Origin of the sequence: Pantoea sp. ICBG 828 (genome assembly GCF_002928355.1) — a bacterium.
Taxonomy (GTDB): domain Bacteria; phylum Pseudomonadota; class Gammaproteobacteria; order Enterobacterales; family Enterobacteriaceae; genus Pantoea; species Pantoea dispersa.
The window spans coordinates 215,062-228,227 of sequence record NZ_POWN01000001.1 but is presented as its reverse complement, the minus strand read 5'-3'; the positions used below and the strand labels follow the sequence as shown (position 1 = coordinate 228,227).

Here is a 13,166-nt window from a genome sequence, read left to right as displayed (position 1 = left end):
GGGTAACAACATGTCTGGCGGATTAGTGACTGCAGCATACATTGTTGCCGCAATTCTGTTTATTTTCAGCCTGGCCGGGCTCTCGAAGCATGAGACCTCAAAGCAGGGCAATATCTTTGGTATCAGCGGCATGGCGCTGGCGCTGCTCGCCACCATTTTTGGTCCGCACAGCGGCCACGTGGCGTGGATTCTGCTGGCGATGGTGATCGGCGGTGCGATTGGCGTGCGTCTGGCGAAGAAAGTCGAAATGACCGAAATGCCGGAGCTGGTGGCGATTTTGCACAGCTTTGTCGGTCTGGCGGCGGTGCTGGTCGGGTTCAACAGCTACCTTGACCACGCGCCAGGACTGTCGGCAGTGATGGAAAATATCCATCTGACCGAAGTGTTCCTCGGCATCTTTATCGGTGCGGTGACCTTCACCGGCTCGGTGGTGGCATTTGGCAAACTGCGCGGCAAGATCTCCTCAAAAGCGCTGATGCTGCCGCATCGCCATAAAATGAACCTGGCGGCGCTGGTGGTCTCATTCCTGCTGATGCTGTGGTTTGTGCGTACCGACAGCACCGCTGCACAGGTCGTTGCGCTGCTGCTGATGACGGTGATTGCGCTGGTGTTCGGCTGGCATCTGGTGGCGTCGATTGGCGGTGCGGATATGCCGGTGGTGGTCTCGATGCTCAACTCCTATTCGGGCTGGGCGGCGGCGGCGGCGGGCTTTATGCTGAGCAATGACCTGCTGATCGTCACCGGTGCGCTGGTGGGCTCCTCCGGTGCCATCCTGTCGTACATTATGTGTAAAGCGATGAACCGTTCCTTTATCAGCGTGATTGCCGGCGGGTTCGGCACTGACGTGAGCGGTGCCGACGCGGGCGAAGAAGCGGGCGAACACCGTGAAATCAACGCGGAAGAGACGGCAGAACTGCTGAAAAACTCGACCTCGGTGATCATCACGCCGGGCTACGGTATGGCGGTCGCTCAGGCGCAGTATCCGGTGGCAGAGATCACCGAGAAGCTGCGCGCGCGCGGTATTAAGGTGCGTTTCGGTATTCACCCGGTCGCCGGTCGTTTGCCGGGGCACATGAACGTGCTGCTGGCGGAAGCCAAAGTGCCGTACGATGTGGTGCTGGAGATGGATGAGATCAACGATGATTTCAGCGATACCGACACCGTGCTGGTTATCGGCGCCAACGACACCGTCAACCCGGCGGCCCAGGACGATCCGCGCAGCCCGATTGCCGGTATGCCGGTGCTGGAAGTGTGGAAAGCGCAAAACGTCATCGTGTTCAAACGCTCGATGAACACCGGCTATGCCGGGGTGCAGAACCCGCTGTTCTTTAAAGAGAACACCCAAATGCTGTTTGGCGATGCCAAAGCCAGCGTCGAAGGCATTCTGCGCGCGCTGTAGGAACAGAAAAGGGCGGTGATGTCACCGCCCTGACAAGCTCAAACCGGGGCGGCACAGGATGGCCGCCCTGCGTTATTTAATCCTCTTCATCTTCCTCATCGTCGAGGTCAATCGGCGATTTGAAATCATCCGGCTTAATCGCCAGCAAATCACAACGCAGATGATCGATCACCTGTTCAGCGGTATTGCCGAGAAACGCAGCTGACAGACCGGTACGACCGATGGTGCCCAGCACCACAATCCCGGCATCGAGATGCGAAGCGATATCAGGGATGACTTCTTCCGGCAGGCCCTTCGCCACGTGGGTAAACTCCTCGCCGATGGAGAATTTCTGGCGCAGCGCTTTCATCGCCACCAGGTGCTGGCCGCGAATGGCATCGTTATAGACGCTGGGATCAAAATCCGGCAGTTCGATGGCAATGTTAATCGGCGTGACAGGATAAGCGCCCACCAGATGCACTTCGGTGTGATTCACCATTTCAGCCAGCTGCGTGGTCTCGCGGATCAGTTTTTGATTGAGCTCATCATGATGCGGTTCCTCGCTGGCAAGATTTACCGCCACCACCGCTTTGCCGCCTTCCGGCCACGGCTGGTCTTTGACCATCCATACCGGGCACGGGCACTTACGCAGCAGGTGCCAGTCGGTGGGGGTGAAAATCACTGCTTCCAGACGATCGTGCTGGTGCGCCATCTTCAGGACCAAATCATGCTGATGCGCCAGCACTTCCTGAATGATGGCTTCGTACGGCCGGTTATGCCACACCACTTTGATCTCGATATCCACGCCGGCTTCCAGATAGGCCTGCGCCTGTTCGCGGATCCATTCGGTACGCTGGCTAATCACCCCTTTGCGCATGTTGACGCGCTCGTCGGGCGACAGCAGGGTGGTCATTTCGTAGGAGAAGTCGTAGATAGGCAGGAAGGCTTTGATTTTTCCGCCGATACGTTGATTGAGATAAACCGCACGCCGCAGCGCCGGCTGGTCGTCCTGCTGAGCATCAATCGCCACCAGAATATGCTGATACCGGGACATAAGGCACTCTCCTCAAACCAAAGCGAAGTTGGATTAAAGATAGCCTAAGATGGCGCAGGGCAGAAGCGGAAAAGTTGTTGCCGGATCAATAAAATAACATTTATCGACCCGGCAGGCGGTTACGCTGCCTGATCGGTCTGGCCGGCCAGTTCAGCCAGCAGCGCATGGTTTTCGATGGTGATATATTTGCCTTTCACCGCCAGCATGCCGCTTTTCTGGAAACGTCCCAGCAGACGGCTGATGGTTTCGACGGTGAGTCCCAGATAGTTACCGATGTCGCCGCGCGTCATGGTCAGGCGGAATTCACGCTGTGAGAAACCGCGCTGGCCGAAGCGGCGCGACAGGTTCCAGATAAACGCCGCCAGACGCTCTTCCGCGTTCTTTTTCGATAACAGCAGGATCATATCCTGATCGCCTTTGATCTCGCCGCTCATCAGACGCATCATCTGCTGACGCAGCGCCGGCATTTTACCGGACAGATCGTCGAGGGTTTCAAACGGAATTTCACATACCATGGCCGTTTCCAGCGCCTGAGCGAAGCTCGGATGGTGCGCGCTGACGATGGCGTCAAAGCCCACCAGATCGCCCGCCAGATGGAAACCGGTGATCTGTTCATCACCCTGTTCGGTAATGGTGTAACTTTTAATGGTGCCGGAGCGGATAGCATAAAGGGATTTCAGTTCATCACCGGCTTTGAACAGCGTCTGGCCTTTCTGAATCGGCTTTTTGCGTTCAATAATATTGTCCAGCTGATCCAGTTCATGTTCGTTCAGCGTGAAGGGAATACACAACTGGCTGATACTGCAATCCTGACAGTGGATGGCACAACCGCCAGACTGAATACGTCGAATGCTGCGTTTTTCCGGGATCATATAGGTACGCTCGATGATTATTGACTGTCGTCAATTTTAACATTTTTCTTTGTCATGTGAACTCATCCGAGCAGTAATAATGATCAAAACCGCACAAATGCTGGGTATTCGCGGCTTTGATGTCTGCAAATTACAAGCCGGTTTTTGATCTGGAACGTTTTCTTTCCATATTTACATCCGGACACAACCCGATCCCGCGCAGAAAGTGACGGATGTGATAGCCGATAACCTTTGCTACTATTTTGCTTTCGGGTGGCATGTTGCGCCCGATTCACCACCAGGCGTGAGGAAAACACCATGAACCTTGATGATGAAGACCTTTTCCGCGATGCCATGGGTGATGTAACCCCGTTAAAAGATTGCGCCAACACCCAGTGGCTGCGCGCGCCGTCTACCAAAGCGCCGCGCCAGCAGCCGCATGACGACGCACCGGAAAACTTCCTGACGCGCGGCTTCCTTGAGATTATCCCGCGCGACACGCCGCTGGAATATAAAGCCGATGGCATTCAGCAGGGCGTGCTCGACAAGCTGCGGCTGGGCAAATATACGCTGGACGCCAGTCTTAATCTGTTACGCCAGCCGGTAGAGACCTGCCGGCAATCGCTGTTTAGCTTTATGCTGGAAGCGCGCAAACAGGGCCTGCGCAATCTGCTGATTATTCATGGCAAAGGGCGGGATGATGAAGCGCACGCCAATATTGTCCGCAGCTACGTGGCACGCTGGCTGCGGCAATTTGACGACGTTCAGACCTTCTGCAGCGCGCAACCGCAGCACGGCGGCAGCGGCGCAGTCTATGTCGGGCTGCGCAAAACCGATCGCGCGCGCCTCGACAATCGCGAACGCCACGCCAAACGCAGCCGTTAACTGTGAAATTTGCGGATGGTGGCCATCAGCACTTCCGCGCTTAACGAGAGCGAGTGGCCGCTGCGGGTAATAATGCCCACCGGCTCGCCGGGGCCGGGCGATGCGATGGGTAGCGCGCTGAGCGCATTGTGACTTAAATCTTCCTTCACCGCGCCGGATGGCACAAACCACACATAGTCATAACGCAGCGCCAGCTGGCGGGCCAGCGAGGTGGAAGAGGTTTCGACACAGTTGCCCGGCAGCGAGCAGCCTTGTTCGTCCAGCATGTGCTGGGCAATGCGGCGCGGCGCGGTGCCTTCAGGCGAAATCACTACCGGCCACTGCATAGCGCGGGAAAGTGTGACATTGTCACTTAACAGCGGGTGCTCCGGTCGCACCACCAGCTTGAGCGATTCGAGAAACAGCAATTCGTAGGTCAGGCCGGTCATCATTTCGCTGTCCGCCATACGGCCAATGCCAATATCAAACTCCCCGGCGCGCAGGCCAGCCAGCAGCACATTATTGTGCAGCGTGGCTACCTGTACCGTGGTGTTCGGCTGCTGTTCATGGAAGCGATCCAGGATCTGCGGCAGCATCCCCATGGCGGCGGTGGTGAGGGCGCCAAGGCGGATCACGATCGGGCGTCCGGAAACCGGCGAGTTGAAACTTTGTCCGGCGTGGTTAAGCGCATCCAGTACTTTCACCGCGTGGGTCAGGAACTGTTCTCCCAGTGTCGTCAGCTGAGCACCGAGGCGACCGCGCTCAAACAGACGTGCACCCGCCAGTTCCTCCAGCTCATTCAGCGTCTTAGACAGCGCCGGCTGACTCAGATTGAGGGTTTCCGCCGCGCGGCCCAGCGTGCCCTGTTGCGCGACTGCCACAAAGGTGTGTAAATGGCGCAGACGAATGCGCTGATTAAAGAGATGATTTTTGTCCATAAACGCCAGCGTAATGAGTCAGAGTGGTCAGCGGCAAGTGGCTGACCGAGATTCTGTTAACTTACCTGCAAAATTATATTAACAAAAACAGTCAGTGTGAGAAGTTTTAGTAAGTGGCTGTATTGGTTGGCTTTATAAATAACCGGGTATCCAGGCGCGTTTCTGTACTCAGCGTTATCAGTAGCTTAGCGGGTAAAATGTTGAATAATTCTCAATTTCACTTAAAAATCCTGCCCGTTATTGTTAACGATGCGCTATCATAAGCGCCGTTTTTTTTACCAAAACTGATGACCTATTCGTGATAATCCTGCAGGAGTGGTACCGTGACCAGCGCTGAAGCCATTGACGTCCGCCAGCTCATCAACCAGAGCGCGTTAAGCAGCTGGCAGAAGCGTTTAATTGCGCTGTGTTTTGTCGTGGTGGCGCTGGATGGCATGGATATCGCGCTGATGGGCTTTATCGCGCCGACGCTGAAAGCCAGCTGGGGCGTGACCAATCATCAGTTGGGGATGGTGATCAGCGCGGCGCTAATTGGGCTGGCGCTGGGTGCCATGGTGGCTGGACCGCTGGCCGATCGCTACGGCCGCCGCGTGATGATTCTGCTCAGCGTGCTGTTTTTTGGCCTCTGGACGCTGGCGACCGCCATGGCGCAAAACATCGAACAGATGATGCTGTTCCGCTTCCTCACCGGTCTGGGACTGGGAGCGGCGATGCCCAACGTCGGCACGCTGGTGGCCGAATACGCGCCCGAGCGGCGTCGCTCGTTTATTATCACCGTGGTGTTCTGCGGCTTCACCTTTGGCGCGGCCTCCGGCGGTTTTGCCGCCTCGTGGCTGCTGCCGCGCTATGACTGGCATTCGGTGATGCTGATGGGCGGCGTGCTGCCGCTGCTGGTGCTGCCGTTTCTGCTGCGCGGCCTGCCGGAGTCGGTGCGCTTTCTCATCAGCCAGCGCGCGCCCGCTGCGCGCATTCACGCTATTCTGGCGCGCATGCTGCCGGGCAGCGTCCGGCCTGACAGCCATTTTCAAAGCAGTGAACCGCTGGCCGCGCGCCACGGTGCAGTGGCCACCGTCGTCTCACCCCGCTATCTGTTTGGCAGCCTGATGCTGTGGGGCGGCTACTTTATGGGGCTGTTTCTGGTCTACCTGATTGGCAGCTGGCTGCCATCGCTGATCAACACGCTGGGCATGTCTGTCACCGAAGCGGCTATCGTCACCGCCATGTATCAGGCGGGCGGCACCGTTGGCTCACTGTTTGCCGGCTGGCTGATGGACCGCATCAACGCCAATCTGGCGCTGGCCATTATTTACTTTTGCGGCGGCATCGCCATCGTGGCGCTCGGGTTTTCCCCGGCGCAGGTCGGGTTGATGAGCGCCATCGCCTTCTGCAGCGGCTTCTGTTTTAACGGTGCCAACACCGGCATGAATGCACTCTCGGCCAGTTACTATCCCACTCATGCCCGCGCGACCGGCTCCAGCTGGATGCATGGCGTTGGCCGCATCGGCGCGATCATCAGCGCCTTCGTCGGCGCTGAGCTGCTGTCCCTCGGCTGGTCGTTTAGCGAGATCTTTCTGCTGCTGGCGTTGCCGGCGGCGCTGACCACGCTGATGCTGGTACTGAAATGTCGCTTTGGTGACCAGCCGCGCGCCACCGAGTGACAGGGCGATCACAGTTCCGCGAAAATGTTACCCGCCGCTAAAGGGTTGATCTACAGTAGCAGCAATCCTTTAGCCCAAGGTGATGACCATGGATAACTTTCTCACCCGCGATGCCATCCGCACGCTGTTCTCTCAGGCCATGTCGGCCATGTACCAGCAGGAGGTGCCGCAGTATGGTACCCTGACGCAGCTGGTTACCGCCGTTAACGAACGCACCTTAGAAGCGCAGCCGGCGCTGAAAAACCGTCTGGCCGCCGCCGATGAGCTGAGCCGGCTTGGCGTGGAGCGTCACGGTGCTATTCGCGTCGGCACTGCCGCAGAGCTCAGCACGCTGCGGCAGATGTTTGCCGTGATGGGGATGGAGCCGGTGGGCTATTACGATCTGTCACAGGCGGGCGTGCCGGTGCACTCTACTGCCTTTCGCCCGGTCAGCGACAGCGCGCTGCGGCGCAATCCCTTCCGCGTTTTCACCTCGCTGCTGCGGCTGGATCTGATCGACGATGCCGCACTGCGCGACAAAGCCGCGGCTATCCTGGCGGCGCGCGACATCTTCACGCCTGGCTGCCGGGCACTGATCGCGCAGCATCAGCAGCAGGGCGGTCTCAATGCTGCCGATGCCGCCCGCTTTGTTCAGGAGGCGCTGGAAACCTTTCGCTGGCATGCGCACACCACGGTAGACAGCGCCACCTACCGCGCGCTGAGCCAGCAGCATCGCCTGATTGCCGACGTCGTGTGCTTCCGCGGCTGCCACATCAATCACCTGACGCCACGCACGCTGGACATCGATCGCGTGCAGGCCCTGATGCCTTCGCGCGGCATCGAACCGAAAATCCTGATTGAGGGGCCGCCGCCGCGCGCGGTGCCGATTCTGCTGCGCCAGACCAGCTTCAAAGCGCTGGAAGAGGCGGTGCATTTTAATGATGGCACGCCTGGCACCCATACCGCGCGCTTTGGTGAAATTGAGCAGCGCGGCGCGGCGCTTACGCCTAAAGGCCGCGCGCTGTACGACCGGCTGCTGGCGCAGGCCGGTACCGGCAGCGATAACCAGCAGCATCAGCAGCACCTCAGCGCGGTGTTTCGTGATTTTCCTGATGATGAACAGACGCTGCGCGAGCAGGAGCTGGCGTGGTTCCGCTACCGTCTGACGCCGCAGGGCGAGCATCAGCCGCCGCGCGCCGGGGAAACCGTGGCGCAGCTGCTGGCCGCCGGACGTTTACAGGCGGAACCGATTGTCTACGAAGATTTTCTGCCGGTGAGCGCGGCCGGGATTTTCCAGTCTAATCTGGGCAACCAGACTCAGGCACGCAGCGCCGGCAATGCCAGTCGTGCCGATTTTGAAGCCGCGCTCGGTGCCGCCGTGCAGGATGAGATGGTGCTGTATCAGCAGATGCAACAGCGCAGTCTGGCGCGCTGCGGCGTGCAGGAGTAGGGCGTAAAAAAGCGGCCTGAAAAGTGACAGGATCACTTTTACAGGCCGGCTGGTTTTCTTTCTAATGATTATTGCAGGCGTGCGTCGCGCACCAGCGTATATTTTCCGGCACCCAGGAACAGGATGGCCAGCGCGCCCAGCAGGTAAAGCGCTTCCGTTTCCAGCGACCAGGCGCCGACATCGGTGCGATGCCAGAGTGCGCCCATTTTCACCAGCAGCGTTGCGACTACCATGTTAACGGCAATGATAAAGGCCGCCGGGCGCGTCAGCAGGCCAACGATGACCATAATGGGTGCCACAATTTCCCCGATGTAAGCACCGTAAGCGATGAAACCTGGCATGCCTTTGACGCTGAGCAGATGGGCGATCCAGCCGACGCCATGAATCGCCTTAAACTCGCCATGAAACAGCAACAGTCCGCCGAAGGTTAAGCGTAACAGCAATTTACCGAAATCCGGGTGATCGCTCATCCGGGTGAACAGTTGATTGATGCCAGCAAACATCGCGTCTCTCCGTCACGCCAGGTTAACTTGCAACCATAAAACAGAATGCGCCGCTGCAGTTAACCAAAAAATTTGATGAAGTTGTTCAATGAATCGGTCGCTTATTCGGCTTAATCTGCAAATGCTTGCAGAACATAGACATTCCACTGAGGCCTGCAAATAATGGAATCAGGCTTTACCAGGAACCCGCAATGAAAAATGAACGACGTCTGAGGATCATGACGGCAGAAGGTGAACTCAGAGGCCTGATGGATGATGAACTGTTTACCTTTAAAGGAATACCTTATGCAGCGCCGCCGGTTGGCGCACTGCGCTGGCGTCCGCCGCAGCCGGTGGTACCGTGGCAAACGCTGCGCGATGCCACCGCGTGGGGCGATGCCAGCTGGCAAAATCGTGACTACTGCGTGGCGGCCGGCGGCGGCGATCCGGGCCGCTTCAGCGAAGATTGCCTCTATCTGAATGTCTGGACGCCGGATGTCGAACCCGCTACGCCGTTACCGGTGATGGTATGGCTGCACGGCGGTGGCTTCAGCATCGGCGCCGGCAGCCTTGATCCCTATCGCGGCAAAGCGCTGGCGGCGCAGGGCGTGGTGGTGGTGACACTCAATTACCGCCTTGGCCATTTCGGCTTTTTCGCGCATCCGGCGCTCGACGCCCAGTATCCGCCGGGCAAGGTGGTCAATAATTTTGCGCTGCTGGATCAGATTGCCGCGCTGCAGTGGATTCAGCGCAACATCCCGGCGTTTGGCGGCGATCGCCATAACGTCACGCTGTTTGGCGAATCGTCCGGCGCGCGCAGCGTGCTGTCGCTGTGCTGCTCGCCGCTGGCCGAAGGGCTGTTTCATAAGGGCATCGTGCAAAGTGCCTACAGCCTGCCGGACGTGCCGCATAAGCAGGCGCAGCAAACCGGCCTGCAGGTGGCAGCGCATTTCAATCTGGCCGCGGATGCCAGTGCGGAACAGCTGCGCGCACTGCCGGCCGACAGTTTCTGGCCGCTGGAGCGACCGCTGGCGCTGGGGCCGGTGGCCATCAGCGGCGATGCGGTGCTACCCAGACCGATGCTCGACACCTTTATGGCGGGTAAACAGCATCGCGTGCCGTTGATGATTGGCAGCAACAGCGACGAAGCCAGCGTGCTCGACTACTTCGGCGTGGATGCCCGCAGCGTGTTACAGCAGCTGCGCAGCAAAAGTCGCCTGAGTTATCGCCTGCTGAAGTGGCTGTACGATATCCATGATGACAGCCTGCTGGGGCGCGCGGTGGCGCGCGACATGGCGTTTACCGTCATGCCGCTGCTGGTGGCACAGTCGCAGCACAGCATCGGCATGCCTGCGTGGCGTTACTGGTTTGATTATGTGTCAGAAAACGCGCGTCACCTCTACCCGCACGGCACCTGGCACGGCAACGAAATTCCTTATGTCTTCAATACGCTCGCGACGCTGCCGCCGCCGGGTGACTGGCATTACAGCGCCAGCGATATCGCCTTTGCCGGCCGCGTCAGCGCCTGGTGGGTAACCTTTGCACGGGATGCCAGTGAGTTCAGCCATCGGCTGCGGCTCGACGGAGAACCCGACTGGCCGGTGTGGCGGCCGGGGGAAGATTTGACTCTTGCTTTTGGTCACGACGGTAAAGCGGAATCGGTGCTGAAGACGCGATTTATGCGCGGCCGTCTGCGTCTGTTCCGCCTGATGATGCGCAGCCACGTTAAACTTTAATAAGCCTGCTAATCATGTAAAAACATCAATGTTTTTTTAAGGCAAATTGGCCGCTATCTGCCTGATTTTACGACTGCTCAGCCGCTCCGCGCGGCACCTCATCCTGCAATTAATTAGCTTACAAAACATTTATCTTTTCCCGGTTCGCTGCCGATAAATACCCTAAGCCCTGTTTTATCCGGGCTGCCAGCGTTCACACCAGGGGATTATGTATGGGTATGTTAAAAAACTTCACGATTCGCGCCGTTATGCTGACCATTCTCGGGCTTTTCTGCCTGTTATGGTGTGGCGTAGGGCTGTTCAGCGTCCACTCGCTGAATGCGCTCGGCGAGGGTAACGAGATTGATCGTCAGCTGGTAAACCAGATGACGGTGCTCAGCAAAGGCAACGATCAATATTTCCGCGTGGTCACGCGTCTGTCGCGGGTAATGGAAGGCCGAACCGCCGGTAACGCGCCGACCGCAGAAGCGTTCGCGCCGGTGCAGCAGGCACTGGATAACATGAAACAGCAGTTAACCCAGTTCAAAGCCATGGCGCCGGGTCCGATGGACAGTGAGACGGTGAACAAGGTGATCAGCAGCTGGCAGAAACTGCTGGATGAGGGTATCGCGCCACAGGTGGCGCTGGCGCAGCAGGCTTCACTGGATGCATGGCGCGCGCAGGCCAACAATGTCACGCCGCCGCTGAGCCGGGCGTTTGGTGCCAGCGCAGAAGCGTTTAATCAGGCCGCCAGCAGCAAGCTGGATGAGACCCGCGTGACCGTGGACACGCTTACCAGCATGACCAAAGTGATTATTGTGTCGGCGGTGGTGTTCGGCTTATTGATTCTGCTGTTCACTGACCGTTACCTGGTGACGATGCTGGTGAAACCACTGGATCGCATCCGTAACCATTTTACCGTGATTGCGCAGGGCGATCTCAGCCAGCCGGTGGAAGAATTTGGCCGCAACTGCGTCGGCAAACTGGTGCCACTGCTACGGGCAATGCAGGACAGCCTGCGTGAAGCGGTCAGCGCCATCCGCAGCGGCACGGAGAACATCTACCGCGGCGCAGCAGAAATTTCAGCCGGCAATAACGATCTTTCATCGCGCACCGAAGAGCAGGCGGCCGCGCTGGAACAGACCGCAGCCAGCATGGAGCAACTGACCGCCACGGTGAAATTCAACGCCGACAACGCACGTCAGGCCAGCGCGCTGGCGGAGACCGCCACCGGCACCGCGCAGCAGGGCGGCCGTCTGGTTGGCGAAGTGGTGACCACCATGCAGGGCATTTCCGGCAGTTCGAAAAAGATTGCCGAAATCACAAGCGTGATCAACGGCATCGCCTTCCAGACCAACATCCTGGCGCTCAACGCGGCAGTCGAAGCGGCGCGTGCCGGTGAGCAGGGGCGCGGCTTTGCCGTGGTGGCCAGCGAAGTGCGCAACCTGGCGCAACGCAGCGCCGGCGCCGCAAAAGAGATCGCCACGCTGATTGAAGATTCGGTATCACGCGTTGAAAAGGGCTCGGAGCTGGTCAGCAGCGCTGGCAGCACCATGCATGACATTCTGAAGTCGGTGCAGGATGTGAACGAGATCATGAAGCACATCGCTGCCGCGTCGGAAGAGCAGAGCAAAGGGATTTCGCAGGTCGGTACCGCCGTCACCGAAATGGACAGCGTCACCCAGCAGAACGCGTCGCTGGTGGAGCAGGTGTCAGCGGCGGCCAGCGCGCTGGAGCGTCAGACCGAAGAGCTGCAGGCGTCGGTGGCGAAGTTCCGTCTGTCCGACAGCGCGCCGCGCGCGCAGGCCGCAGCATCCGCTGCCGCGCCTGCGCTGCGCCGGCCGGTGTTATCTGCCGCCGCAGGCGCTCAGGGTAAACCCGCCAGCAGTGAAGAGTGGGTTTCATTCTGAGGCTGACACAACCACGCCACCAGCTGCGGCAAAAACGGTGGCGCATCTTTTTCCGCCCGCTGTAACAGGCTGTAGCTCGCCCCGGTTGCCACACTCGCGGCAAACGGGGCGATTAACCGCCCATTCGCTAAATCATTCTCCACCAGCGTAATATCCGCCACCGTCACGCCAAATCCCTGAATCGCCGCGCTGATCGCCAAATCCATGGTGGCGAAATGCTGATTGCGCGCCATCGGCAGCTGCTCCGCCTGGGCGGACAGCCACAGCTGCCAGTCGCGCGTATCGCCGGTCGGGTGCAGGAAGGTGAATTTGGCCAGTTCGCTGACATGGCGCGGTGCCGGCACGCTGCTGGCCAGCACCGGCGTCAGGCGCTCGGCAAACAGCGGAATGGCACCGGCAGGCGGCGTGCCGAATACAATTGCCGCATCAAAGTTTTCCAGCTGCGACGCGTGATCGAGCGTGGTGGTCAGCGCCACGTGAATGTCTGGCCGCTGCTGCTCCAGCGCCACCAGACGCGGCACCAGCCAGCGCATGGCGCAGGTCGGGGCTTTAAGCCGAATCGAGGCATTGCTGCGGCTGGCTTTCTCTGTGGCATTTATCAGCAGATTGAATCCCTGTTGCAGCTCCGGCAGCAGCGCCGCGCCCTGATCGGTGAGATGCAGACCGCGCGCGTGGCGTTCAAACAGGGCAAATCCCAGCCAGCTCTCCAGCGCCGCAATTTTGCGGCTCACCGCGCCCTGAGTGATGCACAGTTCGCTGGCGGCGCGCGTCAGGTTGAGATGACGGGCAGTGACCAGAAAGGCATGAATGGCGTTGAGCGGCAGAGCAGAGCGGGACATAACGGCCTCAAGCTATGATTTTTTATCATGGCTATTATGACAACAATT

Annotated in this window: 11 protein-coding genes; 6 read left to right on the top strand and 5 right to left on the bottom strand. The window is 58.9% G+C overall.

Annotation, left to right across the window (positions count from 1 at the left end):
* The first annotated feature begins 10 nt into the window (after positions 1 to 10).
* Positions 11 to 1,399, top strand: coding sequence for a Re/Si-specific NAD(P)(+) transhydrogenase subunit beta (gene pntB, locus C1Y43_RS01035; protein ID WP_104186706.1), 1,389 nt, complete (start codon positions 11 to 13; stop codon positions 1,397 to 1,399).
* 76 nt (positions 1,400 to 1,475) lie between these two features.
* Here pntB and uspE read toward each other — a convergent pair whose 3' ends face one another.
* The gene (uspE, locus tag C1Y43_RS01030) at positions 1,476 to 2,432 is read right to left on the bottom strand and encodes a universal stress protein UspE (RefSeq protein ID WP_058769760.1); all 957 of its coding nucleotides are present in this window, start codon (positions 2,430 to 2,432) and stop codon (positions 1,476 to 1,478) included.
* 119 nt (positions 2,433 to 2,551) lie between these two features.
* On the bottom strand, positions 2,552 to 3,304 hold the full coding sequence (locus C1Y43_RS01025) for an FNR family transcription factor (RefSeq protein WP_031279133.1): 753 nt from the start codon (positions 3,302 to 3,304) through the stop codon (positions 2,552 to 2,554).
* Between the two features lie 297 nt (positions 3,305 to 3,601).
* Here C1Y43_RS01025 and smrA point away from each other — a divergent pair, with 297 nt between their 5' ends.
* Positions 3,602 to 4,168 (top strand): DNA endonuclease SmrA, encoded by a 567-nt coding sequence (gene smrA, locus C1Y43_RS01020; protein ID WP_021506105.1) that lies wholly within the window; start codon positions 3,602 to 3,604, stop codon positions 4,166 to 4,168.
* Here the strand turns inward: smrA and C1Y43_RS01015 are convergent.
* Positions 4,165 to 5,085: a LysR substrate-binding domain-containing protein gene (locus C1Y43_RS01015; RefSeq protein ID WP_021506104.1), complete on the bottom strand. Its 921-nt coding sequence runs from the start codon at positions 5,083 to 5,085 to the stop codon at positions 4,165 to 4,167. The genes smrA and C1Y43_RS01015 overlap by 4 nt on opposite strands.
* A 323-nt stretch (positions 5,086 to 5,408) precedes the next feature.
* Here C1Y43_RS01015 and C1Y43_RS01010 point away from each other — a divergent pair, with 323 nt between their 5' ends.
* The gene (locus C1Y43_RS01010) at positions 5,409 to 6,743 is read left to right on the top strand and encodes an aromatic acid/H+ symport family MFS transporter (protein ID WP_104186703.1); all 1,335 of its coding nucleotides are present in this window, start codon (positions 5,409 to 5,411) and stop codon (positions 6,741 to 6,743) included.
* 88 nt (positions 6,744 to 6,831) lie between these two features.
* Positions 6,832 to 8,172 carry a VOC family protein gene (locus tag C1Y43_RS01005; protein WP_104186701.1) on the top strand — a complete coding sequence of 447 codons (1,341 nt, stop codon included), beginning with the start codon at positions 6,832 to 6,834 and terminating at the stop codon, positions 8,170 to 8,172.
* Between the two features lie 68 nt (positions 8,173 to 8,240).
* On the opposite strand, the gene C1Y43_RS01000 is transcribed toward C1Y43_RS01005, so the two are convergent.
* Entirely contained in the window at positions 8,241 to 8,675 is a 435-nt protein-coding gene (locus C1Y43_RS01000; RefSeq protein WP_058769762.1) for a DoxX family protein, read from the bottom strand.
* Between the two features lie 191 nt (positions 8,676 to 8,866).
* Between C1Y43_RS01000 and C1Y43_RS00995 the strand changes: the two genes are divergently transcribed.
* Both C1Y43_RS00995 and C1Y43_RS00990 read left to right on the top strand, forming a co-directional pair.
* Positions 8,867 to 10,390, top strand: coding sequence for a carboxylesterase/lipase family protein (locus tag C1Y43_RS00995; protein WP_104186699.1), 1,524 nt, complete (start codon positions 8,867 to 8,869; stop codon positions 10,388 to 10,390).
* A 212-nt stretch (positions 10,391 to 10,602) separates the two neighbouring features.
* Positions 10,603 to 12,279 (top strand): methyl-accepting chemotaxis protein, encoded by a 1,677-nt coding sequence (locus C1Y43_RS00990; RefSeq protein WP_104186698.1) that lies wholly within the window; start codon positions 10,603 to 10,605, stop codon positions 12,277 to 12,279.
* Here C1Y43_RS00990 and C1Y43_RS00985 read toward each other — a convergent pair.
* Positions 12,237 to 13,118 carry a LysR substrate-binding domain-containing protein gene (locus C1Y43_RS00985; protein ID WP_104186696.1) on the bottom strand — a complete coding sequence of 294 codons (882 nt, stop codon included), beginning with the start codon at positions 13,116 to 13,118 and terminating at the stop codon, positions 12,237 to 12,239. The two genes, C1Y43_RS00990 and C1Y43_RS00985, sit on opposite strands and share 43 nt — an antisense overlap.
* Positions 13,119 to 13,166 lie beyond the last annotated feature (48 nt).

What these genes read in the sequence shown, in the direction of transcription:
- pntB (WP_104186706.1), top strand. Translation starts at nt 11, where the DNA reads ATGTCTGGCGGATTAGTGACTGCAGCATACATTGTTGCCGCAATTCTG.
- uspE (WP_058769760.1), bottom strand. Translation starts at nt 2,432, where the DNA reads ATGTCCCGGTATCAGCATATTCTGGTGGCGATTGATGCTCAGCAGGAC.
- C1Y43_RS01025 (WP_031279133.1), bottom strand. Translation starts at nt 3,304, where the DNA reads ATGATCCCGGAAAAACGCAGCATTCGACGTATTCAGTCTGGCGGTTGT.
- smrA (WP_021506105.1), top strand. Translation starts at nt 3,602, where the DNA reads ATGAACCTTGATGATGAAGACCTTTTCCGCGATGCCATGGGTGATGTA.
- C1Y43_RS01015 (WP_021506104.1), bottom strand. Translation starts at nt 5,085, where the DNA reads ATGGACAAAAATCATCTCTTTAATCAGCGCATTCGTCTGCGCCATTTA.
- C1Y43_RS01005 (WP_104186701.1), top strand. Translation starts at nt 6,832, where the DNA reads ATGGATAACTTTCTCACCCGCGATGCCATCCGCACGCTGTTCTCTCAG.
- C1Y43_RS01000 (WP_058769762.1), bottom strand. Translation starts at nt 8,675, where the DNA reads ATGTTTGCTGGCATCAATCAACTGTTCACCCGGATGAGCGATCACCCG.
- C1Y43_RS00995 (WP_104186699.1), top strand. Translation starts at nt 8,867, where the DNA reads ATGAAAAATGAACGACGTCTGAGGATCATGACGGCAGAAGGTGAACTC.
- C1Y43_RS00990 (WP_104186698.1), top strand. Translation starts at nt 10,603, where the DNA reads ATGGGTATGTTAAAAAACTTCACGATTCGCGCCGTTATGCTGACCATT.
- C1Y43_RS00985 (WP_104186696.1), bottom strand. Translation starts at nt 13,118, where the DNA reads ATGTCCCGCTCTGCTCTGCCGCTCAACGCCATTCATGCCTTTCTGGTC.